The following is a 25,525-nucleotide window of genomic DNA, read 5'->3' on the forward strand; positions in this document are numbered from 1 at the left end:
CGGCACCCCGACTGCCCGCGCAGCAAAGGCGGCGGCGCGTGACGGAGCCTGCCTGAGAAGCAGTCGGATTCGACATCATGTGGCGGTGAAGTACTTCGAGGACAACCCCGAGATATTCGCCGCCCTGGTGGCCGCCATCGCCGTCGTCGGCGGTCTCCTCGGCAGTGTCATCGGGGTCCGGGGTGTCAGCGGAGGCGGCGGGCGCGCAGCACGACGTCGTGGGTGTGGTGGGCGCCCGCGCCGCCCTCGGGGAGCACGCGGGGGCGCTCCTCGTCGACCTCGATCCTCCAGTCGTCGCCGAGGAGCGCGGCGACCATCGAGGGCCAGACGTAGTCGGCGGGGTCGAAGGCGCTGTCCTGGCCGGCGTGGTGCTCGTCCATGCCCGCGTGGTGGACGAACAGCAGGACGCCACCGGGCGCGACGGCGTCGAGCAGGGCGCGCTCGGCCGCCGCGCCCGGGGTGCGGAGCAGCGCCGGGTACTGCGCGGAGACCAGGTCGAAGGAGGCGGGCGGGAGCGCCGCCTCGGTCAGACCGGCGTGCACCCAGCGCACGCCGGCGCCGGCCTCCCGCGCATGGGCGGCGGCCCGGGCCAGCGCCACGCCCGAGACCTCCACGGCGGTGACGTCCCAGCCGGAGCGGGCGAGCCAGATGGCATCCGCCCCCTCGCCGCAGCCGACGTCCAGCACGCGCCCGGGCGGGAGGTCGGCGACCCCCGCGACGAGCGCCCCGTTGGGCTGTCCGCTCCAGAGCTGCGGGCGCTCGGAGTAGCGGCTGTCCCACTCGTCGCGCACGGCGGGGTCGCCGATGTAGCCATCGGCGAAGGAGGGGCTGTCGGAGGAGAGGACTTCTGCTGCGGTGTCGTCGGCCATGACCCCACCGTCGCCCAGCGCCTCCTCGCCGGGCCAGTCCTGTTGCCGAAACGGCAAAGGCAGGGAGGAGTCTTCGTACGAGCCCGGGCCCGGGACCGGGCCCGGCCGATCATGAACCGAGCGACGCCCCCACCTTCGTCCCGCTTCCCGCGTCCTCGTCCGGCTCGGCTTTCAGCCGGCTGCCAGGACGTCCACGCCGAGCGCCGCGAGTCGCCCCACCGTCGGGTCCCCGGAGTCCGCGTCGGTGATCAGTCCGGTGATCGACTCCCACGGCAGGACGCGGTACGGCGAGGCCGTGCCGATCTTCTCGGAGGAGGCCAGGATGTACGTGTCCGCGGCCCGTGCGGACAGTGCGCGTTTCATCGCCGCCTCGTCGGCGTCGGCGGTGGTCAGTCCCGCCTCGGGGTGAACGCCCGTGACGCCGAGCAGGCAGAGTTCGGCGGAGACGTTCTGCGCCGCCTCGACGGCGGCGGCGCCGCAGGTGACCGCCGAGTGCTTGAAGACGCGGCCGCCGATCAGGAAGAGCTCCGCGTGCGGATGGTCGATCAGCGCCGTGGCGATGGTCGGGCTGTGGGTGATCACCGTGCACGCGAGGTCCCTCGGGAGGGCCCGCGCCACGGCGAGGGCGGTGGTTCCGCCGTCGAGGATCACCGAGCCGCCCGGCCGTACGAGCCCCGCGGCCACCGAGGCGACCTTGCGCTTGCCGTCGGAGGCCAGCGCCTGCCGGGCGTCGTAGTCCGCCACGGCGGGAGACACCGGAAGCGCGCCGCCGTAGACCCGCTGGCACAGCCCCTCGGCGGCGAGGTCCCGCAGGTCGCGCCGCACGGTGTCCTCCGAGACGCGGAGGCCGGTGGCGACGTCCTTGGCCACGATCTTCCCGGTGCGGGCGAGCAGTTCGAGCAGGTGCTCGCGCCGTTCAGCAGCCAGCATGCACGTTCCTTCCTGTTCTTGCACGATCCTGCATGTATCTTAACGGGCATGAACGACGAGCCGCAGCCCATCCCGATCGCCGCCCCCTTCCGATCCGTCCCCGTCGGCGCCACCACCGATCCGCCGGCCGATCCCCCCATCGGTTCCCCCGTCGGTTCCCCCTCCGACGCCCTCCCCGGCCAGGACGTCGCGGCCGCGCACCGCCGGCTCCGGCCCGTCCCGCACGAGGGCACCGCGACGACCCGCCGCCCCGCGCCGGTGTCGGCATGACCGGCCGCGCGGGGATCGACACCCCCGATCACCGCGGACGCACCGGCCTTCACCTGGCCGGACGCGAGCTCGACCGCAACCCCGACGTCCGGATCCGCGACGTCGAACTCACCTCCCAGGGCTGGCACGTCCTGCGCCGCACCACCTTCGACTACCGCCGCCGCGACGGCCGGTGGGAGACCCAGCAGCGGGAGACGTACGACCGCGGCAACGGCGCCGTCGTCCTGCCCTACGACTCCGAACGCGGCTGCGTCCTGCTCACCCGCCAGTTCCGCTACCCGGCCTACGTCAACGATCACCCCGACGGCATGCTCGTCGAGGCGGCGGCGGGACTCCTCGACGCGGACGACCCGCACACGGCGATCCGCCGCGAGAGCGCCGAGGAACTCGGTGTCGCCCTCGGCCCGCTCACACCCGTGCTCGACGCCTACATGAGCCCCGGCTCGGTCACCGAACGCCTGCACTTCTTCGCCGCGCCCTACACCCCGGCCGACCGAACCGGCGCCGGCGGAGGGCTGGAGGAGGACGGCGAGGACATCGAAGTCCTCGAAGTGCCCTTCACCGACGCCCTCGCCATGGCCCACGACGGACGCATCACCGACGGCAAGACCATCCTGCTCCTGCAATGGGCGGCCCTGTTCGGCCCCTTCTCCCCGCATCAGAAGAGCCCGGCGTTCGCGGCGGGCGAGGAGGACGGCCGGACGTCTTCCGTACGAGGAGCGGGGCCGCGGCCCGCCTAGGCCTCGGTACGGCTCCGCAGGCGGCTGCCGCGCGGCAGGGTGACGGACATGATGTCGCTGGGACCGTCCAGCGCGATGCGGTGCCAGCGCCCGCGCGGGACGATGACCGCCGTCCCGGCCGTCAGCGTGACCTCCTCCTCCTTCTCCCCCGGCCGCTCCGGGCGGAAGCAGAGACGCATCCCGCCGGTGAGGCAGGACACAAGTTCGTCCGCCTCGGTGTGGATCTCCCAGTGGTCGCCGTGGACGTCGGCGTCGGTCTCCACGTGGAAGGTCATCAACTGCCAGCCGTCCCGCTCGGAGTCGAACACGGGTCGCGCGGCGCTCACCTCACCGCTCTGGTCCAGGTGAATGAACGAGGAGAAGAGATCGATCGGTGCAGCGGTCATGTCGGGACATCCAATCTGCGTAGTGCGTCGAGTGGGTTGCGGACGTCGACCGCCGGACCGGCCGGCCGCGGCACGGCGGCAGGGGGCGGGCAGGCAGGCGGCGCGGCGGTGGCAGGCCGGTGGTCGGGCCGTCAGCCGTACATCGCGACGCGGTACAGCGCCGCGAGCGCGTCGTCGATGGGGTGGGGCCGGGGGCTGCCGGAGGAGTCGAGCCTGTTCCACCGTTGCAGGTTCACCGCGACCGCGAGCTGCCGCTCGCCGTCGGCGCGGATCATGGCCAGCGTCCCGCCGCCCCAGACCGTGCCGCCGTTGCCCCAGAAGGTGATTCGACCGGGCTCCGCCATCGGGTACAGGCCGAGGCCGTAGTCGATCACCGCCCCCGTGTGGGTGACGACCGGGCCGGTGCGCCGCATCTGCGCCAGCGACGACGGGCTGACGATCTCGCCGGCGAGCAACAGGCGGTAGAAGCGGTTGAGGTCCGCGACGGTCGACGTCAGCGAGCCCGCCAGCCCCACCCACGACATGTCGTGGACGCTGTAGTCGCGCGGCGGGTCGATCATGCCGAACCATGCCTCGTAGAGCTGCGAGTGCGGACCGTCGACGGACGGTCCGGTGGGGAACGCCGTGTCCCGGAGCCCGGCGCGCTCGATGACGCTCCGGGTGATGTGCCGCTCGGCCGTCGTGCCGGTCACCCGTTCCAGGAGCCGGCCGAGAAGCAGGTAGTTGGTGTTGGAGTACACCCCCGGGGTGCCGCCGGGGGTGCCGACGGCGGGCGCGGAGACCCCCATCCCGATCAGCTCGACGGGGTCGAAGCGCGTGAAGCGGTGGTCGTCCAGGCTCTGGGGGCTGGTGTCGGCGACGGCGGGGAGCGCCTTGAGGGAGGGGTAGGCGTACGGGAGGTACTCGGCGAGAGCGCTGGTGTGGTTGATCAGCATCCGCACCGTGATCGCGTCACCGCGCTCCCCGGGGACGAGCTCCGGAAGGTACCGGCCGATCGGCGCGTCGAGACCGATCCGGCCCGCCTCTGCCAGTCGCAGCACCGCGACGGAGGCGAAGGTCTTGGTGATGCTGCCGACGCGGTGCCGCATGCCGGCGGTGACGGGGCGGCCGGTGGCGACATCGGCGACCCCGGCGGCGCCGCGCCAGACCTGGTCACCGGCCCGCACCTCGGCGAACAGGCCCGGAATCCCGGCGCGGTGGACGTTCTCGACGGCGGCGTCCAGCGCCGCTGAATCCAGTGGGTTCCTCACGACATGCGTCCTTTCGCATCGCTCGGGGTGAGCTCCACATCGGTCGCCCCGATCCGGGCGACGGGGCGTGCGAGACACGTCGGCCCACCTGCTGCCGGTGCGCTCGCCACACCCATGTCCTCATTATGCACGCACCGCGTGCATCACCAAGTGCATGCGCTAGACTCGGTCCGACGAGAGGGGCGAAATGGCAGGTCGAAGGCGTTGGACGACCGAGGAAATCCTCGACGCGGCAGCGGAGTTGCTGCGCACGAGCGACGCGGAGTCGTTCAGCGTGCGCAAGCTCGCCGCGACCCTGGGGACGGATTCCTCCAGTCTGTACCGGCACTTCCGCAGCAAGACCGAACTGCTGCGGGCGGTCGCCGACCGGATCCTCCTGGCCTCCATGGACGGCTACCGCGCCGAGGGCGACTGGAAGCAGCGCATCACCGCCCTGGCCCTGCGCGTGAGAGAGGCGTTCGGCCAACAGCCCCAACTCGCCGCGGTCTGGGGGCGGTACGCGTCGGGCGGCGCCGGTTCCCGGCTGGTCATGGAAGAGGTGCTGCAGGCCCTGCGCGCGTCGGGGCTGCCCGACGAGGAGATCCCGGCGCGCTATCACCGGCTCGCGGTCCTCATCGCCGCCCTGATCGCCTCCGAGGCCGGAGTCGGCAGCATCACGGCGGAAGAGTACGAGCAGGGCATGGAGCTGTTCCGCGTCGCGGTCCTGGGCGCCGACCCCGAACGCTTCCCCGCCCTGGCCCACTTCGCCCGTGACGTCCGCCCCCTCGGAGCGGATCGCCAGGCCGCGTTCGAGGAGATCCTCGCCGCACAGCTCGACCACATCGAGGCCGCCATCGCCCCGAGCCGACCGACCGGCTCGTAGGCGTCGGCCACCCACCCAGCCGGTTCCGCACGGCGGCAGGCTGCCGCGCGGTGGTCCGGGCCCGGGTGCGGGTCCGGGTCCGGTTGCCGTGTCCCTTCGTCGGCGCGCCTCGTTCGCACAGCGGGTTGCACGTCGAACGGATGCGAGGTGGGTTTGTGGAGGTCCGGATGGTGTCGGAGAACGTGGGCGGGTCCGGTGCCGGGTCGGTGCGGCCGGGGCGGATGAACGCGCTGGACCGGGCGTTCGCGTTCCTCTCCGACCGCAGCACCGAACCGTTCATGGTGGGCCATGTCCTGGACTTTCCCGCCGACTCGTTCACGCTCGACGCCCTGCGCGCCCGTGTGGACGAGCGTGCGGCCGGGCTGGAGACCCTGAATGTCGCGGCGGTGCCGGGAGCACGGTCGTGGACCCGGACAGCGCCGCCCCGTTCCGGGCTGCACGTCGGCGCGGAGCGGGTGGACGGCCGGCTCGCCGAGGCGACCGACGAGGCTCTGCGCCGACCGCTTCCCGCCCGTCCGGCGCCCCGCTGGGACCTGCGGCTGCTGACGTGCCGTACCGAGCAGGTGCAACGCGTGTGCTTCCGTATCGAACACGCGCTCACGGACGGTGTCGGCGCCGCCCATCTGCTGGCCGCGCTGCTGGCCGACGAGCCGTGCGCGGGGCCGTATCCGTACCGTCCGCCCGTGCGAGGGCGGCGCGGCTCCGCGGTGTGGCTGGCCAAGTGGCCGCTGGGGAAGCTCCCTGTCGAGGAGACGGTTCCGGCCGGGTCCGACGCCGCGCGGAGCGGGCAGGTGGCCATGGCGTACGCGGATGTCCCGGAGGCGGACCTGCGGGCGGTGGCGGCACGGTGCGGGGTGGGCGTCAACGACGTGTACCTCGCCGCGGTGACAGGCGCCCTCGCGACCCTCCAGCAGCGGCAGACCGGCCGGGCGAGGGACCTGATGGTGGTGATGCCGATGTCGGTCCGCCCTCGGGGGGCCGCGCTCGCGCCGGGAAACGCGGCGCTGCCGGCGATCGTACGGTTGCCGTGCACAGCGGCGGCGCCGGGGCAGCGCCTGGAGGACCTGGCCGGACAGACCCTCGCGCACAAGGAGTCCGGGCTGCGGGAGAGCGGCTGGAGGACCCTTCTGCGCCTTCCGCCCCGCTTGCTGTGCCGGACGACGGAACGTGCCGGCTTCCGGCTCGCCGCCAGCCACATCAACCTCAACGGCACCTACCGCGTCCTCGACGCCCCCCTGCTCGGCGGCAGCGTCTTCGCCCTGAACAGTCCCGGCATGCTCGGCTACTTCTCCCTCATCCGCACGACCGACACCGCCCGCGTCACGGTCGTTCACGACCGGTCCCTCGTGGCGGCCGCCGAACTGCCGGGGCTGTGGGTGCAGGCCCTCACGGAACTCGCCCGGCACGGTGAGCAGCCGGCGGAACGGATGGCGGAAGCGTGAGCACATGGCGGTACCAGCGCCGGTGCACCGCGGGTTCGACGCACAGGACGGCCGCGCCCGCGATCGCACCGACCAGGAGGGCCGCGGCTCCGCCACCGTTGAGGAGCGCGCCGAGGCAGGCGGCGGCGAGGGCGAGGGGACGCAGCAGGGTCAGCGGGCCGAGGCCGATGACCACCGCGAGGGTGCTGGCGCGGAAGGGCAGGACGAGGTACGCCGCGAGCGAGACCGCCACGACGGCGGTGTAGGCGGCGAGCGGGAGCAGGTATCCGAGGCCTCCGGCGGCCAGGGTGCCGAAGGTCTCGGCCGGGTCGGACGCGGTGGACAGGACGATGACGGCGGTCAGCGTGGGGGCGAGCAGCAGCACGGCCCCGACGGCCAGGCCGCGCAGGGCCGCTCGCGCCGTGGCCCGGTGCTTCCGGATGCGGGCGTCACGGCCGGCATAGGCGCGGAATCCGCTGAACGACGCGTCGATCAGACCGAGGAGCACGAGGAGCATGGCGGTCGTCATCGGGCGGCCTCGGCCAGGTGTTCCGGGCCGACCAGCCGGCGCGCGGCCCGTCCCAGCGCCAGGCGGAGCGGCGCCTCCAGGTGCGGGCGTACGCCGATGACCGGCCGCAGCGTGGTGCCGAACGGGTTCGCCGTACCGCGCGGCTCGTACAGCAGCGGCCGGATGCCGGGTGCGGCGGCGGCGCGCAGCAGGGTCTCGTCGCTGTGTGCGCGCCGCGCGGAGACGACGCCGTCGTGGCGGCCGAGGGGGTGGCGCATCCGGGCGCGGTGGAACACCCACGCGCCGATGGGGGCCAGGCCGGTCGCGGCGATGTCGAAGTGGCAGAAGGCCTGCGCCGGTGAGGCGGCCTGGGCCTGGAAGAACTCGGCCAGGGCCGGACCGCGGAAGTGGTGCAGCACGCCGGTGGAGACGTAGACGGTCGCCGCCTCCGGCATGGCGAAGGCGTTCCCGTGGACGAAACGACAGTCGAGCCCCTCCGCGCGGGCCAGCCGGTCCGCTTCGCCGACCAGCGAGGCGTCGAGGTCGACTCCCACCAGCTCGACGTCCGCTCCCAGGGCGTTGGTCGCCGCGAGCCAGCGGACCAGGTAGCCGAGCCCGCAACCGACGTCGACCAGGCGGTACGGGCCGGACCGCGCGCCGACCGACCGGATCGCGGTGAGGAGCGGACCGAGCACGTGGACCAGGCGTTCGCCGATCCGCAGCTCCTCGCTCAGGCGCTGGAGCTCGGTGTGCACGCCGATGAGCAGACGGTCCACGGCGTGCGGATCGAGTACGCCGTCCTCGTCCGCGGGCAACGCGGCGACGATCCGGGCCCCGCGCTCGTCTCCGCTCTCCAGGAGCCGCTCGATCACCTCGGCGCGCCGGACCGGGAGCCGGCGGCCGCTCCCTGGCTCCACCACCGTGATCAGGTCGGATATCTCAAACTGGTGCACGAGGCAGAACCCTATGGGTTCCCCGGGCCCTGCTCCGGCCTCTGTCTCCGGTCGCCCGGCAGGGAGATCACACCGCCTGGCTCAGGGGGATCACTCCCCCTTGGCCAGGGTGCGGTCCAGGAGGGGAATCAGGCGGTCCCAGTGGCGCTTCAGGCCGGAGGCGCTGAAGGCGTCCGTGTCGGACATGGTGAAGCCGTGGATGGTGCCGGGGTAGATCTCGGAGGCGTGGTCGACACCCGCGGCGTCCAGGACCTGGTTGAGCTCGTCGAACGCCTCGGGCGTCACGTCGCCTTCGGCGTGGCCGAGGTGGACCTGAGCGGTGATCTTGGAGAAGAGGTCCGGCCCGTCGACGCCCACGGGACCGTGGAACGCGGCGACGGCGGCCACCTGGCCGGGATGGGCGGCGGCGGTACGCATCGCGTACAGGCCACCGATGCAGTACCCGGTCACCGCGACCGGTCCCGCGCCGACCTCGGGCTGGGCGGCGAGGAACCCGAGATAGGCGTCGGCGTCGCTCAGGACGCGTTCGGCGGTGTGCGCCTCGATCAAGGGCATCAGCCGCGCGAAGACGGCGGGGCGGTCCTCCTCCCCGATGTGCGCGGGCAGCTCGACGACCGGTGCCGGGCCATGGCGGTAAAGGAGATGGGGGACGAGTACGTAGTACCCGTGCCCGGCCAGTTCGCGGGCCATGTCCCGCAGCACGGGCCGGATGCCGAAGCCGTCCGCGTACATCAGCACCCCCGGGTGCCGCCCGCCTCCGTCCGGGAACGCGGCGAACGCGTCGGCGTGCCCGTCCGCGGTGGGAATCCGCAAGGTCTTGGTGGGCATGAGCTCTCCTGTCGTGGTTGATGTGTCCAGCCTGTGATCAACACGACGGAGGCGGAGCCCGCGCGGCCGCGCAAGATCCACGATCGAGTGACGGGCCCGCACCGGCCCGTACGGCGCTCAGGAGAGCACCGGGTCACCGATCCGTGCGTGGCGCGATGCCGTCCCGGTAGTCATCTCCACAACATAGCCCACAGCCCTGGTCGTTCGGATCGAGATCACGTCGAGGCGGATTCCCCCGTTCTCTACCGCCGCCCACCAACCCCCCCCCTGTGACTCACGTCACATTCGACACCTGTCAGGAATCGCGTGGCTGCCCCGCTCAAGCCATCGAGAGCAGGCACGAAGCACAACGACAGGAGCCGGACATGAAGCAGCACCGCATCGTCGTTCTCGGGGCCGGATACGCCGGGGCCTACGTGGCCGGGACCCTGGCCCGCCGGCTGTCGCCGAAGGACGTCGAGATCACCGTGGTCAACGCCGAGCCGGAGTTCGTGCAGCGGCTGCGGCTGCACCAGTTCGCGGCCGGCCAGGAGATCGAAGCGCCGCGGCTGGCCGACGTCTTCGCTGGGACGGGGGTCCGGCTGCGCCTGGCCCGTGTCACCGCGGTCGACCCCGAGCGGCAGGTGGTCGCCGTGGCCGACGCCGGCGGCGGCGACGAGTTCGGGTACGACACGCTCGTCTACGCGCTCGGCAGCCACGGCGACTCCCACGGCGTCCCCGGCGTCGCCGAGCACGCCTTCGACGTCGGCACCCGGCCCTCGGCACTGCGTCTGCGCGAGCGCCTGGCCGGCCTGGACGAGGGCGGGCGGGTGGTCGTGGTCGGTGACGGGCTCACCGGGCTCGAGACCGCCACCGAGGTCGCCGAGTCGCGGCCCGGCCTGTCGGTGGCCCTGGTCGCCCGCGGGGAGCTGGGCGCCCGGCTCTCGGCCGGGGCGCGCGGTCATCTGCGCCGGGCGTGCGAGCGGCTGGGCATCACCGTGTGGGAGCACACCGAGGTCGAGTCCGTCGAGGCAGGGCGCGTGGTGTGCGCCGACGGCACCGTCCTGGCGTCGGACACGACCGTCTGGGCGGCCGGGTTCGCGGTCGGCCCGCTCGCCGCGGCGAGCGGTCTCCAGGTCACCGAGAACGGCCGGATCGTCGTCGACCGCGCCATGCGGTCGGTCTCGCACCCGAACGTCTACGCCGTCGGCGACAGCGTTCTCGCCGTGGGCGACAACGGCCGGCCGCTGCCGATGTCCTGCGCCACGGCCGGTTACACCGGCCAGCAGGCCACCCACGCGATCGTGGCCCGTCTGACCGGCCGCACGATGGCGACCACCAAGCTGGAGTACGTCGGCAACCACATCAGCCTCGGCCGGCGCGACGCGATCCTGCAGATGGTCGACGGCGAGGGGCAGGCGAAGCCCACGTACACGGGCGGCGGGAAGGCCACACGCTTCAAGGCGGTCATCGTCTGGATGTCGCTGTGGGCCACCTCGCACCCGACCTTCGGCCTGCCCAGGCGCAAGCACCGCCTGGCCACCGCACCGGTCACGTCGTCCACCGAGACGGTGGCGGCGTAGCCGTGCGACCCATCGCCGCTCGGGCGGGGTCCGGGGCAGGGCCCGGGGCCGGGGCCGGGGCCAGAGTCGATTCGGCTGACGCAGCAGCCGCTTCCGCTCCGGCCGGGGCCGCAGCCGGCGTCTCGTCCTGGCCCGCCGTGGCCAGGGCGGTCGCCCTGCTCACGGCGGGCATCAGCCTGCTGCTCGCCGCCTTCGCCTGGCCGTCCGTACGCTCATCGGTGCACGACGTGCCGATCGCCGTCGCCGGGCCCGCCCCCGCCGTCGAACAGTTCACCGCCGTACTCGGTCAACGGCTCCCCGGCGGCTTCGAGGTCACCGAGGTCGCCGACACCGCCGCCGCCGAACGGCTGATCCGCCATCGCGAGGTGTACGGGGCGATCGACCTCGGCTCCGGCACGCCCCAGGTCATCACCGCGTCCGGCGCGAGCATCGCCGTCGCCCAGACGCTGAACGGCATCGCGACCGGCCTCGGCCGGGCACCGAGCGCCGGCACGACAGAAGCCGACACGACGGAAGCGGGCACGGCGGGAGCGGGCACGACCGGGGCCGCCACGAGCGGAGCGGGCCCGACGGAAGCCGGAGCGGCGGGAGCCGGCACCACGCCCACCGTCCGCGACCTCGTTCCGCTGCCGGTTGACGACCCGCGCGGCGCGGGACTGGCCGCCGGAGCCCTGCCGCTCGTCATGGGCGGCCTCCTCGCCGCCCTGCTCCTGACCAGGCTCGTACGCGGCCGTACCCGCCGCGTCGCCGGAGCACTCGCCTTCGCCGTCACCGGCGGCCTCGCCACGGCGACGATCCTCCACCTCTGGTTCGGCTCGCTCGACGGCTCGTTCTGGGCCAACGGCGGCGCCATCGCCCTGACGCTCGCCGCCACCTCCCTGAGCATCCTCGGTCTCGCGTCACTGCTCGGGTCCGTCGGCTTCGGTCTCGGCGCAGCCGTCATGATGCTCGTCGGGAACCCCCTGTCCGGCACCGCGACCGCGCCCGAGATGCTGCCCGGCTGGTCCGGCGCCCTCGGACAGCTACTGCCGCCCGGGGCCGGTGGCCGACTGCTGCGCTCCACCGCCTTCTTCGACGGTCACGGCGCCACGGGCCCGGTCGTGGTCCTGGCCGCCTGGCTCGCGCTCGGGGTCGTACTGTGCCTGGCCGGCGGCCTGCGCGCCCGCACCGCAGCCGCCCTCGCCGGCCCGCCGGCACCTGCGACGGCCTGACCGACCAGCCCCCCGGCCTGCCCCTTCACCCCTTCACCCCTTCCCTCAAGATCTTCTAGGGTGGTCCCCGTGGACAGCACCGTCTCCGATCCCTTCGACACCCATCGGTTCGAGCTCGGCCGGAACCGGCTGGCCTCGCTGGCGTACCGGCTGCTCGGCTCCGCCGTCGACGCCGAGGACGCCGTGCAGGACGCGTTCCTGCGCTGGCAGGCCGCCGACCGGCAGCGGATCGAGGTGCCGGAGGCCTGGCTGACCAAGGTCGTCACCAACCTGTGCCTCGACCGGCTCCGTTCGGCACAGGCGCGCCGCGAACGCTCCGTCGGTGCCTGGCTGCCCGAACCGCTCCTCGACGGCGACCCGATGCTCGGCCCCGCCGACACCTTCGAGCAGCGCGAATCGGTCTCCCTGGCCGTGCTCACGCTCATGGAGCGCCTGTCCCCCGTCGAGCGGGCCGTCTACGTCCTGCGGGAAGCCTTCTCGTACGGCCATGCCGAGATCGCCGAGATCCTCGACATCTCCGAGTCGGCGAGCCAGCAGCACCTCCACAGGGCGCGGCAGCGCGTCACGGCCGCCCGCCGCCACGGGGCCGAGGTCGACCGGGCGGCGGCCCGCAGGATCGTCGAGGAGTTCCTCGCCGCCGCCTCCTCGGGCCGCACCGAACGGCTGGTGGCCCTGCTCACCGACGACGCGACCGCGATCTCCGACGGTGCCGGTCTGGCCGAGAAGCTGCTGCGGTTCGACACCCCGCAGCGCGTCGCCGCCGTCGCCCGCGCCGGCTTCAAACCCACCCCCGCGAAGCGGCGCCTGGCCGGCGGCACCCCCGCCATCCACTACGCGCTCCTCAACGGCACCCCCGCCATCGTCACCGTGGTCGGCGACCGGGTCGTCGGCTCCGTCACCTTCGACCTCGTGGACGGAAAGATCGCCACCGTACGCGGCATCGCCGCCCCCGCCCGCCTCACCCGCCTCACCGAAGCCTGGCGCCGGCACGAACCCGACACCCCCCTCATCGCCGAGTGGTGACCCGCCGCACGTCCACAGCGGTGACGTCCGACGAGGCCGCGTCACGCCCTCTCGACGGAAAGGTGTGAGTCGCGAGCCGGGAGCCGGGAGCCGGGAGCCGCGACGAAGAGTCCCCGCACTATGGTGACGGCCGTGATCAAGAACAGGATCAAGAACAGGTTCCTCACCGGCCTCCTCATCGTGGGACTCCTCGTGGCGGGTGCGCCGGCCGCCACCGCGCAGGACGACACGTACGTGAAGACCGGCGTCGTCTTCAACAAGCCGAACGGCACGACCACCGAGCAGGGCGCGATCCTCAGCCACCTCGGGCGCCTCGTCAACGGCACGCCCAGCGGGTCGACCATCCGCATATCCCTGTACGCGTTCGGGTCGTCCTGGCTCGCCGACCAGCTGGTGCAGGCGCATCAGCGCAACGTGAACGTGCAGGTCCTCGTCGACGACACCAGCGTCTCCGCGGCGTGGATGGGCTCGTCGGGCAAGGCTGTCCGGGACAAGCTCCAGGCCGCCTTCGCGACGCAGTCCGCGCCCGGTCAGGCATCGTGGTTCCGGGTGTGCGCGGCGGGCCGGCCGTGTCTGGCCGCGGGGACCGGCGGCGTGAACCACAACAAGTTCTTCCTGTTCACCCGCTCCACCGGAAGCGGTTCGCCGACCACGGGCACGGTCGTCGAGGACATCGTGGTGCAGTCCTCCGGGAACCTCACCACCTGGGACCGCGAGTCCGGCTGGAACGACGCGATGACCGTCACCGGCAACGCCCCCCTGCACGCGGGCTACGTCCGCTACTTCGACCTGATGGCCGCTTCGCAGGCGCAGCCGGACGGGTCGAGGACGGTGAGCGACCTGGCCATCGACGTGGAGGCCGGGCAGGCCAAGGGCTACTTCTTCCCGCGCTCCTCGACCGACGTCGTGGAGAACATCCTGAGCATGGTCGAGACCCGTGTGCCGAACGCCGACGGAACGGTCGCCCCGGTCTGCCACGGCAACACCCCGGGCCACGGAACGGCGGACGGCCGCACCGTGATCCGCATCGCCAACGGGCACATCTCACGACCGGCCGTGGCGCAGAAGCTGTGGACGCTCGCCGACGCGGGCTGCTACGTCGACGTCGTCTACGGCAAGCTCTCCGACTACGGGGCCGTCGGCACGCACCGGGAGACGGCGTACTGGCTGACGCGGTCGACCGGGAAGGGAAGGATCTCCCTCCACCGCCTGGCGAACGACGAGGTGACGAACCCGGCCGCGCCCGAGGTCTCCGGCACGACCACCCACACCAAGTACCTGCTGATCGAGGGCTCGTACAAGGGCGTGAAGGATCAGAAGCTGGTCTTCACGGGCAGCCACACGTACACGGGCCTGGCGCTCACCGCCAACGACGAGGCGCTCCTGAAGTACGTCGCCCCGGAGATGCACGACGCGTACGTCACGAACTTCCGCGACCAGCGCGCCGCCGCCCTCGCGGAGTCCCAGTACGGCGGCGTTCTCTGAGACGTCGTCTCCTGGTTCCGCGACCCGCTGGGCGGCCTTGTCGCCCAGGCGGTAGCCCGGCCGACCAGGGCAGTCGTTCAGCGCCGTCCTGGACTGGTTTCTCCTCACGGTCCTGGGGGATGAACCGCCAGTAGCGGCCGTGGGCCGGGACACCTCTCGCGTCGGACGCCTTGGACGCGTCCGCGGGGGCAGGTACACGAGACGGGGGGATCATGAACGAGGCGCTCGACTCCGCCGGATTGGCGCTGTGTTGCGCCGCAGCCATCCGCCTGGGTGGGGCCGTGCGCGTGCTGACTGCCCGATCCGGCCTGATCGATCACTCCAGCCCGATCATGGCCGGGTTGGAGAGCATCATGGTGTCCCTCGACGGGCGAGGGTTCGACGACGACCTGCTCGGCGATGCGTTTGCCGAGAGCTGGTCCCTGGATGACAGATATCCGGCGGGGCTTCCGGGGCACGCCTTCGTCAGAGGCTGGTCGCGTCTCGTGTTCGGCACGGTGGTGCTGACCAGGCCCAGCCAGCAGAACATCGTGGCAGCGCAGACGTTGGACTTCGCCTCGGAAGCGACGGCGGCCTGGCCGTCCGCCGTTCGTATCGGCCCTTTCGACACCCTGGCCCGCTTCGAGGAGGCTTGCCGGCAGGAGGCGGAGGACCGGCTGCGCAAGAACGGACTGCCTGCTCTGCGGCAAGTGACGGAAGAACGGACGGAGTTGTATCGCCAGGTGGCGGAGCAGCTCGTCGGGTAGTCGGTGCTTCGGCCTGGCCTCGACCGCCGACCGGCCCCGTACACGGCTTCCGACCACCCGTCGATGCCGGCCCAAGTGCTGTGGGGCTCGATGTGCTGGCGTGCGTCGAGGTGTTGGATGGCCCGTCGCGACGGATCCCGATGGCCGGGATGCCTCGGATGTGGACTTCCAGGCCCTGGTGTCGTACCTGCTCGCACCGGAGATGCCCCGCGGCCCCCTTTCGCGGCCTGCAGGCTGACGGAGTCGATCGCGTGCCGAGACCGGTCCGGGTGTCGGCTCCCCCGGAGGAACCCGACCTGGCCGAGCACCGGCGGCAGCAAGGAAAGACCACGCCGTAGGCAGGGACGTCCAAGGGACCGTCTATGCCCCGAGTCCGGCGCAGAGGGCGGCGTAGGTCCGGAGGTGGTCGGGGTTGCCGCGGAGGGCGCCGAGGCCGATCACGTCGAACTCGTCCGCCGTGTCGGTCGCCTCTACGCCCAGCGCCGCCAGAGCCTCGTTGATCGTCGCTCCGTCGGGTGTCAGGCGCACCTTCCCGTCGAACGCGGCCGCCCACTGGTCGCCCGTGCCGGCGAAGTACTCGGTCTGGATGACGGCGAAGCGTGGTGCGTGCCCGGGGGTCACCTCGCGGACGAGGTCGTGCAGGACCTCCTCTCCCGGGAACGTCACGCTCTCCGTGAGGATCCCGGGCGGCAGGTCGAGCTCCGCGTGGTTGCCCCGTACCGCCGCCCAGTAGGCGGAGAAGTAGTGGTCGATCGGGAAGACGGTGATGTCCGCGTGTGCGAGTCCGGCGCGCAGCCCCAAGGATTCGGCTCGTGGGGTGTCCACCTGGCCGGCCACGACGAGGGCGCACAGAGCGTGGGTCATGCGGGCATCGTATCCAGTGGGGCGTGTGACGATCAGAGGGGAGCTGGAGGGCCATGGGCGGGGAAATCGCCGGTGCGGCGGAGGAGTTCGAGCGCGGCGCGGACCGGCTGCGGGATGCCTTGCAGGGTCTCGTGGCGGCCGTCGACCGGGCCGCTGAACCGGAGGTCGAGGAGTGGGTCCAGGAGCGACGGACCACGCGCGGGGCACAAGGGCGTCAGTTCGGGATGCGTATGACTCGTATCGCTCCGGCCCGTCCCCACCACGCGGGCGCCGTCGCCGCCGCGTTGGCCGCCGCCGATGATGCGATGACCGCGGCGGGCTGGCGCACCGAGATCAGGGAGGACGCCCGGGGGCCTCGACTCCTCGCGCAGCAGGACGGCTTCGAAGTCGGCCTCTTCAGCGTGCCGAACGCCGGGCTGAGCGCGTGGGGGAAAGCGCCCACCGTCTGGTTCCGCACCCGCTGGAAGCGTCCACCACGCGCGGCCACGCCTGAGGCATTGGCGCCCGGTGACGGGCTGTGCCCCGGGTGCGACGGCTGGGGCACCTGCTTCGCGTGCGAGGGCCTGGGATTCATGGACGGCCGGCAGTGTCCGGAGTGCGGTCTCGGCATGGACTGCTCGTACTGCGGCGGTTCCGGTAGGCAACGCGTCGATCGTTGACGCGACGCAGCGGCGCGGGGTTCGCGGCCTTCTGCGCGTCGTCCTGACCGGGGTGGGTGGGTGCGAGCCGGCGAAGTTCGGCCCGGGACCGTGTGCGCCTCAGCCGGTGGGGTGCGGATTCGTCTCTTGCGTGGCGATCGCATGGCGTCCATCCCCCATGCCGAACCAGAGACGCTCCTCCGGCTCGTCGTGGGCGCCCGCCCCGCACTCGACCCCTACGCCACCGGGCGTGCCGGGTGCGCCCTGGGCGCGGAGCCCCTTCCGTCGCCGCAGACGACCGCACCTGAACGACGGGAGGTGGCTGGGCAGCAGTTCTCGGAGGCGCGCGTGGCCTTGCGAGCCCTCGCGCCTCCGTGACGGCAAGGGCCGACACGGTCCGCTTGCCCCGCGCCCCCGCCGTGGGAATGGAGGCGACCGTCGATGGTTCCGTATCGCGGCCTCGCGGCGCGCTTCTCGTGCCCGGTACCAGCGGAGCCCGCGGTCCGAGCGGATTGCCTGCGGGTACGCTCCGCCGACGCGCCGGCCGGATTGCCCCCCGGGGGGGGAGAGCTTCCCGTCCACACCTGCCACCCCTGCGTGTACGGGATCTTTCTGATCCAGCCGGCCGTACGGCAGCTGCGCGGCGAGCGCTCCTCGGCTCCGCGAAGGCCTGTGCGTGGTCGTTCGAGAGATCGCCGGACTGCTCTCCGCGTACGTACCTCGCCGCGGAGAGCTTGAGGAGAAACCGCTCCCCGGCTGCTGCGAACGAGCCCGGAAGGGCTCAGTGGCTCGGGCGCCGCGGGGCGCTCGCCACCCCTGCGTCCCGGCCGCTCAGCGCGGCGTCCAGCGTCTCCTGGGCCATACGCATCGACTCCGCGTACTTCGGCTCGAACATCCGCTCCCAGGCCCGGTCCGGTGCGACGTCCTCGACCCGGCTCACCACCCACCAGATGTTGCCGAACGGATCCCGCACCCGGCCGCCGCGATCCCCCCACGCGCTGTCGGCGCTCTCGGTGATCACCTGCGCCCCGTGCGCGACGGCAGCGGCCATGGCGGCGTCCGCGTCCGGGACGTAGACCCGCAGCAGCGAGGGCATGACCGGCCAGTCGGGCCGTCGGTCGAAGGCCAGCACCACCGTGTCGCCGACACGGATCTCACCGTGGCCGATGGTGCCGTCCTCGACCGGCACCCGTGCGAGTTCCTCGCCGTCGAACGCGGCGGCAATGAAGTCGAGCAGCGCACCGGTGTCGTCCGTGACCACCCACGGTGCCACGCTGGTGTAACCCTCGGGTGCAGTGTGCGTCATCGGTCTCATCTCCTCGTGGTCCTTCGCGATGTCACCAACCTAGAGGCCAACTAGGACAACAGCGGACCTAGATGGCGCGACGTTCCGCAGGTCTCCGGAGCGGCATCGTGGCGATGCGCCTCTCCCTGGTTTCGGACCTGCACCGGGATCTCGTCACTCCTTCGTGTGAATCAATCACCGGATCGACGGACATCTCACGGCTCGATCATGTCGTTATGTGGACGTAAGAGGGACACAGGGGGGCGGAGAAAGGATTCTTCCGCACGTCGGCGCTGCCGCATCGGCCTATCGGCCGGCCCTGCCGTTCCGCACACATACGCATTCCGCACACGAACGAACCGGCCACCTCGCGCCCTCTCCCAAGGACACCCCCATGCATCGCCCTACGATCAACCGGCCAGGCGGCACTCCGGAGAGCCCGAGTTCGGGAGCGCCGCCGGCGCCTGCGCCGGACCGCGTGGGCGATTCCGCCGAGGCGGATTTCGACGCGCTCTACCTGTCCACCGCACCCGGCCTCACGCAGCAGGCGTACGTGCTGACCGGCTGCCGTCGCCTCGCCTTCGAGTCGGCCGAGCAGGCGTTCCACCGGGCTTGGGAGCAGTGGCCCGAGGTGGCGCGCGATCCCGACCCCGAGGCGTGGGTCAGGGCGCGGGCCCACGAGTACGCTCTCGCCCCTTGGCACCGCCTGCGCCCCGGCAGGCCCCGGCCCGATCCGCCGGCCGCCGATCCCGTCGTGCGCGTGCTCCTGGAACTCCCGCCGTGGCAGCGCCGGACGGCGCTGCTGTGCGACGGCCTCGACCTGAGCGTGGCGGAAGCCGCCGCCGAGACGCACGCGAGCACGGCGGCCACCGCCGGCCGGCTGCGTCATGCCCGCGCCGTCATCAGCGGGCGGCTGCCCGACGGCGTCGCGGGCGCCCCGGACCACCCGCTCCGAAGGCGCGTCAAGGACGCGTCGGCCGCCACGCTCGCGCAGCCCTGGTGTGTCCGCGCGGCGAGCGAGCGTCGGGCACGCGCCCTCACCATCGTCGTGTTCGCGGCGACCGCGGCCCTCGCCCTCCTCGCCGGAGCCTTCGCCCTCGCCCCGTCGGCCGACAGGTCCGACGACGACAGCGGCCGCTCGCCCCACGCGCGTTCCCAGCCCGCCGACCCGTCGCCCGGGACGCGGTGACGTACGTCGGGGGCACATCTCTTCAGGTCCGTACGAGGCACGTCACAACGTTGTCATCACCGCCGCGCCTTCGCCTCGCCTGACGCACCATGTCCCCAACTCACCGGACATCAAGGGGAACCATGCGTATCCGCACCACCAGCGCGACCGCCGCCGCCGTCGCCGTACTCGCTCTCACCCTCGTCGGCTGCGTCGGCGACTCCGACGGCCACAAGCCCACCACCGTCGAAGTCCCTTCTCCTCCCTCCACATCCACATCCGCACCCAAGGCGACGGGCACGGCGGACCCGGGTGCCGGTGCCACGAACGCCGGCCTTCCGCCCGCGCCCACCGGCGCCCGGCGGGACGCGCTCCTCGCGGCCCTCCGTGACGTCAACGCCGACCTCGCCCGCGACGAGGAGAAGGCCGTCGACGCGGCCCGCAACCAGTGCGCGGCGCTCGACGGCGGCGCCGCGAGGCCCGACCGCAGTGCCGCGCAGCGGTTCTCCTACGACGGCGTGACGCTGACCGATGACGACGGGACCCACCTCAACATCGCGCTGCGCGGGACGCTCTGCCCCGAGTCCTGAGGCATCCGCCCGCCGCGGCCGGGGCGAGCGGAGCACGTATCAGCCCGCGGGCGGGGTGTCGCGGGCCAGGAGCCGGCCGAGCTGCGCTTCCAGGTCGCCGTACTCGGTCTCGCGGCCGGCCGGGACGATCGCGTACGTGGCCGCGAGGAAGTCCTCGATGACGGTGCGCGGCGCGTGGAACGTCACCGGGCAGCCGGGTGGGTGCAACCAGAAGTAGACGACGTCGTGGGCGGGGTCGAGCGACGGATGGACGGATACGTCTCCCGGACCCGCCCAGCCGTTGAGCCCCTGGACGAGGAGGTCGCGGGCGAAGACCCACGTGACGGGCGCCGGAAGGTCGACCCGGCAGTCCAGGTGCACCGCGTACGGATCCCCTCGGTGGTAGCGCAGCCGGGCCGGCACGGGCATCGTCCGGTCCGGCGCGGTGTACGCCGCCAAGGTCAAGGGGACGACGCAGTCGGCGGCCCGCGGCGCGCGGCAGGGCGCCTTCTCCGGATTCCCGCCGGTCACGGGCGCTCCACCCCCGACACCACGCGCCGTGCGCCACGGGCGCCCGGGACCAGCTCCGGCAGGGCCGGGGAGACCAGAGTCGGGGCCGGCAGGACCGGGGTCGGCAACAGCGGGGTCAGCAGGGTCGAGGTCGGCACGGTCGGGCTGACCGACACGATCGCCAGTGGGCGGTCCTGCGCGGCCGTCCCTGGGACGAAGCGCCCGGTCTCCAGCCACTGGCAGGCGAGCGCGGCAAAGATCGGAGACTCGCGCAGAACCGTTTCGTCCAGAGCCAGGACGGTGACGCGAGGGTAGGAGGTCATGCCAGAGGAAACGATGCTGCAAGATCTCGGTAACTCCTCGGGTCAATCCCCCTTGACGTTCGGGCCGGCCCCCGAGCAACTCCTCCGTTCGTCCGCCCCTCGACCCGCCACACGCTTCGCTCAGGCGTTTGAGAGACGGATTCCGCATCCCCCATCAAGCGAATTGATCACCCATTGGTGGTGCGACCTTCCCCCGACCGCCGTCGTTAGGTGGGCATGACGTCGGAAGGGGTGTTTGCAGAAAGGGTTCTTCTATGGAACGCCGTCACACCCACGAGTTAACCGGAGAAGATCACGTGCGCGCCTCCGCACTCCGTGCTCTCGACGGAACGACCTGAAACAAGGGCACGAAGAAAGTCAGATGGACTGGTACAGAGACAAGCCGAACTTCTACGTCCCGCACCACCCCATGGAGCCGGTACGGGAGATGCCGCAGTACCCCGGCGTGGGGCGTGAGGTCCCGCCGTATCCCACGGGCGCGGGCTGGGACGTGCGGGAGTACCCGGGCCTGGGGGACGACGTCCCGCTGTACGCCTCGGGTCCGGTGCGGGAGATGCCGCAGCACTCCGGGGCGGGGCGCGACGTCCCGCTCCATCCTCCGCGTTCCGGGCGCGACGAGCGCGGCCGGTACGACAACGGCCCGCTCCCCACCCGGCAGCCCTGGGACGACGACGGGCTCGACACCACCATGAGTCACAGGAAACTGGAGGAGGAGCTGGCCCACCTGCTGGCCACGGAGCCGGGGCCGCCGCAGGACGCCGGCCCGGAGGACCGGCAGGCGCCCAGGATCGACAGGCGGCGCACCCGTCCGAGACCGCAGTTCCTCGGCCTCTGTCGGCGCATCACCCAGGTGACCGCGCTCTTCGCCGCCATCGCCGTGTGCGCGGCATGTCTGCTCGCGTGGTCCATCGCCTACACGTACGGGCAGCTCTCGGAGACCGCGGCGTCCGTACTCCCGATGAACCTCGCGCTCTGGTGGCCGCTCACGCTGTACGGCCCCTGGTCCGTCGCGGCCCTCTCGATCCTGCGGGCGGCCGTCCAGCGACAGCCCGCGAGGCGTTCCTGGGGTGTGCTCCTGGTGACCTCGGCCATGGCGGTGGCCCTGTGCGTGAGCCACTCGTCCCACTCGGTGCTGGCGTACGTGACGCTCGGGATTCCGCCGATCACCTCGCTCGTGTGCTTCTGGGAGCTCGTCGGCCAGTTCTCCTGCGAGCGCCGGACCCGGCGGAGGGCGCGCGTCCAGCAGCCCTCCAAGGCATGAGGAACTCCCGGAGGAATCCGGGGAGATTCCGGGGAGAACCCAGAAGCATTCCGGAAGATCCCTGAAGAACCCTCATGGACCCTGATGATTCCTGGCGGTTCCCGGGCGCTTCCCTGGCGCATCCCCATGAAGAAACGGTTCGCCGATTCCCTCGGCGAACCGTTCCGGCCAGGCCGCCGCGCGACTAGCTCAGCGTCTTCACCGCGGCGGCGTCGTACGGCTTCAGCTCGTCGAAGCGGCCCGACAGGACCTTCGACGCCCACTCGGGGTCCTGGAGCAGGGCGCGGCCGACGGCGACCATGTCGAACTCGTCGCGCTCCAGGCGGTCCAGGAGGTCGTCGATGCCCTGCACCGGGGAGCCCTCGCCCATGAAGGCGCCGATGAAGTCGCCGTCGAGGCCGACCGAGCCGACGGTGATGGTGGGCCTGCCGGTGAGCTTCTTGGTCCAGCCCGCGAGGTTCAGGTCCGAGCCTTCGAACTCGGGGATCCAGTAGCGGCGGGTGGAGGCGTGGAAGGCGTCGACGCCGGCCGCGGCGAGCGGGGACAGGATCGCCTCCAGCTCCTGCGGCGTCTCGGCGAGGCGCGCCTCGTAGGCGTCCTGCTTCCACTGCGAGTAGCGGAAGATCACCGGGAAGTCGGACGAGACGTTCGCCCGCACCGCCGCCACGATCTCGGCCGCGAACTTCGTACGGGCCACGGGGTCGCCGCCGTAGCCGTCGGTGCGGCGGTTCGTCCCCGCCCACAGGAACTGGTCGATGAGGTAGCCGTGGGCGCCGTGCAGTTCGACGCCGTCGAAGCCGATGCGCTCGGCGGCCGCCGCGGCCTCGGCGAAGGCGCCGATGACGTCGTCCAGGTCGCCCTGGGTCATCGCCTTGCCCGCTCCCTCGGTCCCGTCGGTGCGGATGCCGGAGGGGCCGACGGCCGGGGCCTCGGGGTAGGGGGCCTGGCCCTCCTTGCGCACCATGCCGATGTGCCAGAGCTGCGGCACGATCGTGCCGCCCTCCGCGTGGACGGCCTCGGCGACCTTCGCCCAGCCCGCCAGCTGCTCCTCGCCGTGGAACCTCGGCACCCGGTCGCTCTGGCCGGCGGAGTCGTGGCCGACGTAGGTCCCCTCGGTGACGATCAGTCCCACGCCGGCGGCGGCACGGCGGGCGTAGTAGGACCGCACGTCGTCGCCGGCGATGCCGCCCGGGGAGAACATGCGCGTCATCGGCGCCATCGCGATGCGGTTCGGGACGGTCAGGCCGTTCAGCGCGACGGGCCGGGACAGGATCTCGGCCGCGCGGGAGGCGGGGGACGCGGACGCGGTGACAGTCACAGGGACGCTCCTCAGGGCTACTGCTTGACTACTTCGATGCTTGAGAACCTCATGCAATGACGAAGACGGTAGAGCTCGATATTTGAGGTAGTCAAGTATCTCCGGGTAGAGTGATCCCATGACCGAAGCTCCCCGCGCCGACACGGCCCAGCTCATGGAGCTGCTCTCCCTGTCCCTCGGCGTCTACTACGGCGAGTTCATCGCCTCGGCGGCGAGCGAGAACCTCACGGCGAGCCAGGGCAAGGCCCTGACCGTGCTGCGCCGGGGACCCGCGGCGATGCGCGCCCTCGCCGAGACCATGACCTGTGACGCCTCGAACATCACCGGGATCGTCGACCGGCTGGAGAAGCGCGGCCTGGTGCGCCGCGAGGCCGGCGCCTCCGACCGGCGCGTGAAGAACGTCGTCCTCACCGCGGAGGGCGAGCGCGTCGCCGACGCCATCCGCGCGCGGATGCGCACCACCCAGGAGGGCCTCGACCGGCTCGGCGACGAGGACCGGGACCGTCTGCGAAGCCTCCTGGAACGGATCTTCCTCTCTCACCCCACCGCCTGATCCCCCTCCCTCGGGCGGGAACACCCGCGAGCCGTGGGCCGCTCTCCGCCCGGGACGGCACCCCCGAGCACCCAACTCCTCACCGCCTCCGCCGAGTTCTTTCGCGGGGGCGGTGAGCTGCGTTTCTCCATGAACCGACTCAAGGGGTGAGACGGAGGTCTTGACGGCGCGATTGGTCCAGTCCAATCTGTGACGCGCTTGCCCCTCCCTGCCACCCCACAGTTCCCCCCTGGAGGAATGGTGCTCGTACGCAACCGTCTGGTGGCGTCGCTCGGCGCGTCGCTTCTGGGCGCGGCGGCCCTCGTCGCCCTGCCCGCCCCGGCCCAGGCCGCCGAACTGCTGACGAACCCGGGCTTCGAGTCCGGCTCCCTGTCCGGGTGGAGCTGCTCCGGCGGCACCGGCTCGGTCGTGTCGAGCCCCGTCCACGGCGGCACCAAGGCACTGGCCGGCGCGGTGAGCGCCTCCGACACCGCCAGATGCGCCCAGACGGTCGCCGTCCAGCCCAACACGACCTACACACTGGCCGGTTGGGTGCGCGGCAACTACGTCTACCTCGGCGTCGACGGCGGCGCCTCGACCTGGACCGCGTCGGCACCCTCGTACCAGCGCCTCTCGCTGAGCTTCACGACCGGTGCGAGCCAGACCAGTGCCACCGTCTACACCCACGGCTGGTACGGGCAGGGCACCTACCACGCCGACGACCTCAGCCTCGACGGCCCCGGCGGCGGGGGCGGCGGCGACACCCAGGCGCCGAGCGCGCCCACCGGCCTCCAGGTGGCCTCCAAGACCGCCTCCGCGGTCACCCTCGCCTGGACCGCCGCCTCCGACGACGTGGGCGTCACCGGATACGACGTCTACCAGGGGGCCACCAAGGTCACCACGGCGACCGGCACGAGCGCCACGGTCGGCGGGCTGGCCCCGAGCACCGCGTACACCTTCACGGTCAAGGCCCGTGACGCCGCCGGCAACGTCTCCCCCGCGTCCGCTCCGGTCACGGTCAGCACCGAGGCGGGCGGCGGAGGCGGCACCGGCTTCAAGCAGGCCGCGCCCTACCTGTACCTCGGCTGGGGCAACCCGCCGGCCCCGGCCACGGTCATGAACGCCACCGGCATCAAGACCTTCACCATGGCCTTCATCCTCTCGTCCGGCGGATGCAACCCGGCCTGGGACGGCCAGCGCCCGCTCACCGGCGGGATCGACCAGTCCACCATCAACGCCATCCGGGCGGCCGGCGGCGACATCGTCCCGTCCATCGGCGGCTGGTCCGGCAACAAGCTCGGCCCCAACTGCGCCACCGCGGAGGCCCTCGCCGGCGCCTACCAGAAGGTCATCGACGCCTACGGGCTCAAGTCCATCGACGTCGACATCGAGAACACCGACGAGTTCGAGAACGCCGCCGTCCAGGACCGTGTCCTCGGCGCGCTGAAGATCGTCAAGGCGAACAACCCTGGCCTGCGCACCATCCTCACCTTCGGCACCTCGACCACCGGCCCCACCTCCTGGGGCAACCGGCTCATCGAGCAGTCCAAGGCGCTCGACGCCGGCATCGACGTCTTCACGATCATGCCCTTCGACTTCGGCGGCGGCGCCGACATGTACGGCAACACCGTGAACGCGGCCGAGGGTCTGAAGAACAAGCTCAAGTCCGTCTACGGCTGGGACGACGCCACCGCCTACGCCCACATCGGCATCTCCGGCATGAACGGCCTCTCCGACCAGCAGGAGGTCACCACCCCGCAGACCTGGACCGCCATCCGGGACTGGGCCAACACCCACCACATCGCACGGCTCGCCTTCTGGTCCGTCAACCGCGACCGGGGCTGCGCCGGTGGCGGGGTGACCGAGACGTGCTCCGGAATCGCCCAGGCGGACTGGGAGTTCACGAAGATCACCGCCGGCTTCACCGGCTGACGCCCCCCTCCCCGATCGGCGGGCCGGGCTCCCCTTCGCGGGCCCGGCCCGCCGCCGTACGTACCGGTCGGGGCCGCCCGC

The 25,525-nt window shown here is 72.2% G+C and carries 27 protein-coding genes; 15 read left to right on the forward strand and 12 right to left on the reverse strand.

The window, feature by feature from the left end:
* Positions 1–185: 185 nt before the first annotated feature.
* Together ABZ621_RS17560 and ABZ621_RS17565 are read right to left on the reverse strand one after the other, a co-directional pair.
* Complete coding sequence (locus ABZ621_RS17560; protein WP_360605324.1) at positions 186–869, reverse strand: methyltransferase domain-containing protein; 684 nt, start codon at positions 867–869, stop codon at positions 186–188.
* 171 nt (positions 870–1,040) lie between these two features.
* Entirely contained in the window at positions 1,041–1,799 is a 759-nt protein-coding gene (locus ABZ621_RS17565; protein ID WP_360605326.1) for a DeoR/GlpR family DNA-binding transcription regulator, read from the reverse strand.
* 48 nt (positions 1,800–1,847) lie between these two features.
* Between ABZ621_RS17565 and ABZ621_RS17570 the strand changes: the two genes are divergently transcribed.
* Positions 1,848–2,069, forward strand: coding sequence for a hypothetical protein (locus ABZ621_RS17570; RefSeq protein WP_360605328.1), 222 nt, complete (start codon positions 1,848–1,850; stop codon positions 2,067–2,069).
* Complete coding sequence (locus ABZ621_RS17575) at positions 2,066–2,809, forward strand: NUDIX domain-containing protein (protein ID WP_360605330.1); 744 nt, start codon at positions 2,066–2,068, stop codon at positions 2,807–2,809. The genes ABZ621_RS17570 and ABZ621_RS17575 overlap by 4 nt, the downstream gene beginning before the upstream one ends.
* Here ABZ621_RS17575 and ABZ621_RS17580 read toward each other — a convergent pair.
* Entirely contained in the window at positions 2,806–3,195 is a 390-nt protein-coding gene (locus ABZ621_RS17580) for a cupin domain-containing protein (RefSeq protein ID WP_360605332.1), read from the reverse strand. The genes ABZ621_RS17575 and ABZ621_RS17580 overlap by 4 nt on opposite strands.
* A gap of 131 nt (positions 3,196–3,326) precedes the next feature.
* Entirely contained in the window at positions 3,327–4,445 is a 1,119-nt protein-coding gene (locus ABZ621_RS17585; protein WP_360605334.1) for a serine hydrolase domain-containing protein, read from the reverse strand.
* Positions 4,446–4,632: 187 nt separating this feature from the next.
* On the opposite strand from ABZ621_RS17585, the gene ABZ621_RS17590 reads away from it, so the two are divergent.
* Together ABZ621_RS17590 and ABZ621_RS17595 are read left to right on the forward strand one after the other, a co-directional pair.
* Positions 4,633–5,307, forward strand: coding sequence for a TetR/AcrR family transcriptional regulator (locus ABZ621_RS17590; protein ID WP_360605336.1), 675 nt, complete (start codon positions 4,633–4,635; stop codon positions 5,305–5,307).
* Between the two features lie 167 nt (positions 5,308–5,474).
* Positions 5,475–6,749, forward strand: a complete 1,275-nt coding sequence (locus tag ABZ621_RS17595) for a hypothetical protein (RefSeq protein WP_360605338.1) — start codon at positions 5,475–5,477, stop codon at positions 6,747–6,749.
* Here the strand turns inward: ABZ621_RS17595 and ABZ621_RS17600 are convergent.
* From ABZ621_RS17600 to ABZ621_RS17610, 3 genes are all read right to left on the reverse strand, one after another.
* Positions 6,694–7,257: a hypothetical protein gene (locus ABZ621_RS17600; RefSeq protein WP_360605340.1), complete on the reverse strand. Its 564-nt coding sequence runs from the start codon at positions 7,255–7,257 to the stop codon at positions 6,694–6,696. The two genes, ABZ621_RS17595 and ABZ621_RS17600, sit on opposite strands and share 56 nt — an antisense overlap.
* The gene (locus tag ABZ621_RS17605) at positions 7,254–8,189 is read right to left on the reverse strand and encodes a class I SAM-dependent methyltransferase (RefSeq protein ID WP_360605342.1); all 936 of its coding nucleotides are present in this window, start codon (positions 8,187–8,189) and stop codon (positions 7,254–7,256) included. The genes ABZ621_RS17600 and ABZ621_RS17605 overlap by 4 nt, the downstream gene beginning before the upstream one ends.
* Before the next feature lie 90 nt (positions 8,190–8,279).
* Complete coding sequence (locus ABZ621_RS17610) at positions 8,280–9,017, reverse strand: dienelactone hydrolase family protein (protein ID WP_360605344.1); 738 nt, start codon at positions 9,015–9,017, stop codon at positions 8,280–8,282.
* A 365-nt stretch (positions 9,018–9,382) separates the two neighbouring features.
* On the opposite strand from ABZ621_RS17610, the gene ABZ621_RS17615 reads away from it, so the two are divergent.
* From ABZ621_RS17615 to ABZ621_RS17635, 5 genes are all read left to right on the forward strand, one after another.
* On the forward strand, positions 9,383–10,579 hold the full coding sequence (locus tag ABZ621_RS17615; RefSeq protein WP_360605346.1) for an FAD-dependent oxidoreductase: 1,197 nt from the start codon (positions 9,383–9,385) through the stop codon (positions 10,577–10,579).
* Positions 10,580–10,716: 137 nt separating this feature from the next.
* A complete protein-coding gene (locus ABZ621_RS17620) occupies positions 10,717–11,790 on the forward strand; it encodes an ABC transporter permease (protein WP_360605348.1) in 1,074 nt (357 codons plus the stop codon).
* A 69-nt stretch (positions 11,791–11,859) separates the two neighbouring features.
* Complete coding sequence (locus ABZ621_RS17625) at positions 11,860–12,813, forward strand: sigma-70 family RNA polymerase sigma factor (RefSeq protein ID WP_360605350.1); 954 nt, start codon at positions 11,860–11,862, stop codon at positions 12,811–12,813.
* 132 nt (positions 12,814–12,945) lie between these two features.
* Complete coding sequence (locus ABZ621_RS17630) at positions 12,946–14,298, forward strand: phospholipase D-like domain-containing protein (RefSeq protein ID WP_360605352.1); 1,353 nt, start codon at positions 12,946–12,948, stop codon at positions 14,296–14,298.
* Positions 14,299–14,510: 212 nt separating this feature from the next.
* The gene (locus ABZ621_RS17635; RefSeq protein ID WP_360605354.1) at positions 14,511–15,044 is read left to right on the forward strand and encodes a hypothetical protein; all 534 of its coding nucleotides are present in this window, start codon (positions 14,511–14,513) and stop codon (positions 15,042–15,044) included.
* Positions 15,045–15,404: 360 nt separating this feature from the next.
* On the opposite strand, the gene ABZ621_RS17640 is transcribed toward ABZ621_RS17635, so the two are convergent.
* Positions 15,405–15,908: a hypothetical protein gene (locus tag ABZ621_RS17640; protein WP_360605356.1), complete on the reverse strand. Its 504-nt coding sequence runs from the start codon at positions 15,906–15,908 to the stop codon at positions 15,405–15,407.
* A 53-nt stretch (positions 15,909–15,961) separates the two neighbouring features.
* On the opposite strand from ABZ621_RS17640, the gene ABZ621_RS17645 reads away from it, so the two are divergent.
* Positions 15,962–16,567: a hypothetical protein gene (locus ABZ621_RS17645; RefSeq protein WP_360605358.1), complete on the forward strand. Its 606-nt coding sequence runs from the start codon at positions 15,962–15,964 to the stop codon at positions 16,565–16,567.
* A gap of 760 nt (positions 16,568–17,327) precedes the next feature.
* On the opposite strand, the gene ABZ621_RS17650 is transcribed toward ABZ621_RS17645, so the two are convergent.
* Positions 17,328–17,852 (reverse strand): VOC family protein, encoded by a 525-nt coding sequence (locus ABZ621_RS17650; RefSeq protein WP_360605360.1) that lies wholly within the window; start codon positions 17,850–17,852, stop codon positions 17,328–17,330.
* 457 nt (positions 17,853–18,309) lie between these two features.
* On the opposite strand from ABZ621_RS17650, the gene ABZ621_RS17655 reads away from it, so the two are divergent.
* Both ABZ621_RS17655 and ABZ621_RS17660 read left to right on the forward strand, forming a co-directional pair.
* A complete protein-coding gene (locus tag ABZ621_RS17655) occupies positions 18,310–19,020 on the forward strand; it encodes an RNA polymerase subunit sigma-70 (protein ID WP_360605362.1) in 711 nt (236 codons plus the stop codon).
* Positions 19,021–19,142: 122 nt separating this feature from the next.
* The gene (locus ABZ621_RS17660) at positions 19,143–19,589 is read left to right on the forward strand and encodes a DUF732 domain-containing protein (RefSeq protein WP_360605364.1); all 447 of its coding nucleotides are present in this window, start codon (positions 19,143–19,145) and stop codon (positions 19,587–19,589) included.
* A gap of 39 nt (positions 19,590–19,628) precedes the next feature.
* On the opposite strand, the gene ABZ621_RS17665 is transcribed toward ABZ621_RS17660, so the two are convergent.
* The gene (locus ABZ621_RS17665) at positions 19,629–20,099 is read right to left on the reverse strand and encodes an SsgA family sporulation/cell division regulator (protein WP_360605366.1); all 471 of its coding nucleotides are present in this window, start codon (positions 20,097–20,099) and stop codon (positions 19,629–19,631) included.
* Positions 20,096–20,401, reverse strand: coding sequence for a hypothetical protein (locus ABZ621_RS17670; protein ID WP_360605368.1), 306 nt, complete (start codon positions 20,399–20,401; stop codon positions 20,096–20,098). Before ABZ621_RS17670 ends, ABZ621_RS17665 begins: the two co-directional genes overlap by 4 nt.
* A gap of 361 nt (positions 20,402–20,762) precedes the next feature.
* Here ABZ621_RS17670 and ABZ621_RS17675 point away from each other — a divergent pair, with 361 nt between their 5' ends.
* Positions 20,763–21,662 (forward strand): DUF2637 domain-containing protein, encoded by a 900-nt coding sequence (locus tag ABZ621_RS17675; RefSeq protein ID WP_360605370.1) that lies wholly within the window; start codon positions 20,763–20,765, stop codon positions 21,660–21,662.
* Between the two features lie 184 nt (positions 21,663–21,846).
* Here ABZ621_RS17675 and ABZ621_RS17680 read toward each other — a convergent pair whose 3' ends face one another.
* Complete coding sequence (locus ABZ621_RS17680) at positions 21,847–22,980, reverse strand: NADH:flavin oxidoreductase (RefSeq protein WP_360605372.1); 1,134 nt, start codon at positions 22,978–22,980, stop codon at positions 21,847–21,849.
* Positions 22,981–23,098: 118 nt separating this feature from the next.
* Here ABZ621_RS17680 and ABZ621_RS17685 point away from each other — a divergent pair, with 118 nt between their 5' ends.
* Both ABZ621_RS17685 and ABZ621_RS17690 read left to right on the forward strand, forming a co-directional pair.
* A complete protein-coding gene (locus ABZ621_RS17685) occupies positions 23,099–23,533 on the forward strand; it encodes a MarR family transcriptional regulator (RefSeq protein WP_360605374.1) in 435 nt (144 codons plus the stop codon).
* Between the two features lie 237 nt (positions 23,534–23,770).
* The gene (locus ABZ621_RS17690) at positions 23,771–25,444 is read left to right on the forward strand and encodes a carbohydrate binding domain-containing protein (RefSeq protein WP_360605376.1); all 1,674 of its coding nucleotides are present in this window, start codon (positions 23,771–23,773) and stop codon (positions 25,442–25,444) included.
* Positions 25,445–25,525 lie beyond the last annotated feature (81 nt).

Origin of the sequence: Streptomyces sp. NPDC007863 (genome assembly GCF_040633895.1) — a bacterium.
In the GTDB taxonomy this organism is placed as follows: domain Bacteria; phylum Actinomycetota; class Actinomycetes; order Streptomycetales; family Streptomycetaceae; genus Streptomyces.

Bases quoted from the DNA above. Each gene is read 5' to 3' on its own strand.
- ABZ621_RS17560 (WP_360605324.1), bottom strand. From the start codon at position 869: ATGGCCGACGACACCGCAGCAGAAGTCCTCTCCTCCGACAGCCCCTCC.
- ABZ621_RS17565 (WP_360605326.1), bottom strand. From the start codon at position 1,799: ATGCTGGCTGCTGAACGGCGCGAGCACCTGCTCGAACTGCTCGCCCGC.
- ABZ621_RS17570 (WP_360605328.1), top strand. From the start codon at position 1,848: ATGAACGACGAGCCGCAGCCCATCCCGATCGCCGCCCCCTTCCGATCC.
- ABZ621_RS17575 (WP_360605330.1), top strand. From the start codon at position 2,066: ATGACCGGCCGCGCGGGGATCGACACCCCCGATCACCGCGGACGCACC.
- ABZ621_RS17580 (WP_360605332.1), bottom strand. From the start codon at position 3,195: ATGACCGCTGCACCGATCGATCTCTTCTCCTCGTTCATTCACCTGGAC.
- ABZ621_RS17590 (WP_360605336.1), top strand. From the start codon at position 4,633: ATGGCAGGTCGAAGGCGTTGGACGACCGAGGAAATCCTCGACGCGGCA.
- ABZ621_RS17595 (WP_360605338.1), top strand. From the start codon at position 5,475: ATGGTGTCGGAGAACGTGGGCGGGTCCGGTGCCGGGTCGGTGCGGCCG.
- ABZ621_RS17600 (WP_360605340.1), bottom strand. From the start codon at position 7,257: ATGACGACCGCCATGCTCCTCGTGCTCCTCGGTCTGATCGACGCGTCG.
- ABZ621_RS17610 (WP_360605344.1), bottom strand. From the start codon at position 9,017: ATGCCCACCAAGACCTTGCGGATTCCCACCGCGGACGGGCACGCCGAC.
- ABZ621_RS17615 (WP_360605346.1), top strand. From the start codon at position 9,383: ATGAAGCAGCACCGCATCGTCGTTCTCGGGGCCGGATACGCCGGGGCC.
- ABZ621_RS17635 (WP_360605354.1), top strand. From the start codon at position 14,511: ATGAACGAGGCGCTCGACTCCGCCGGATTGGCGCTGTGTTGCGCCGCA.
- ABZ621_RS17640 (WP_360605356.1), bottom strand. From the start codon at position 15,908: ATGACCCACGCTCTGTGCGCCCTCGTCGTGGCCGGCCAGGTGGACACC.
- ABZ621_RS17645 (WP_360605358.1), top strand. From the start codon at position 15,962: ATGGGCGGGGAAATCGCCGGTGCGGCGGAGGAGTTCGAGCGCGGCGCG.
- ABZ621_RS17650 (WP_360605360.1), bottom strand. From the start codon at position 17,852: ATGACGCACACTGCACCCGAGGGTTACACCAGCGTGGCACCGTGGGTG.
- ABZ621_RS17660 (WP_360605364.1), top strand. From the start codon at position 19,143: ATGCGTATCCGCACCACCAGCGCGACCGCCGCCGCCGTCGCCGTACTC.
- ABZ621_RS17670 (WP_360605368.1), bottom strand. From the start codon at position 20,401: ATGACCTCCTACCCTCGCGTCACCGTCCTGGCTCTGGACGAAACGGTT.
- ABZ621_RS17675 (WP_360605370.1), top strand. From the start codon at position 20,763: ATGGACTGGTACAGAGACAAGCCGAACTTCTACGTCCCGCACCACCCC.
- ABZ621_RS17685 (WP_360605374.1), top strand. From the start codon at position 23,099: ATGACCGAAGCTCCCCGCGCCGACACGGCCCAGCTCATGGAGCTGCTC.
- ABZ621_RS17690 (WP_360605376.1), top strand. From the start codon at position 23,771: ATGGTGCTCGTACGCAACCGTCTGGTGGCGTCGCTCGGCGCGTCGCTT.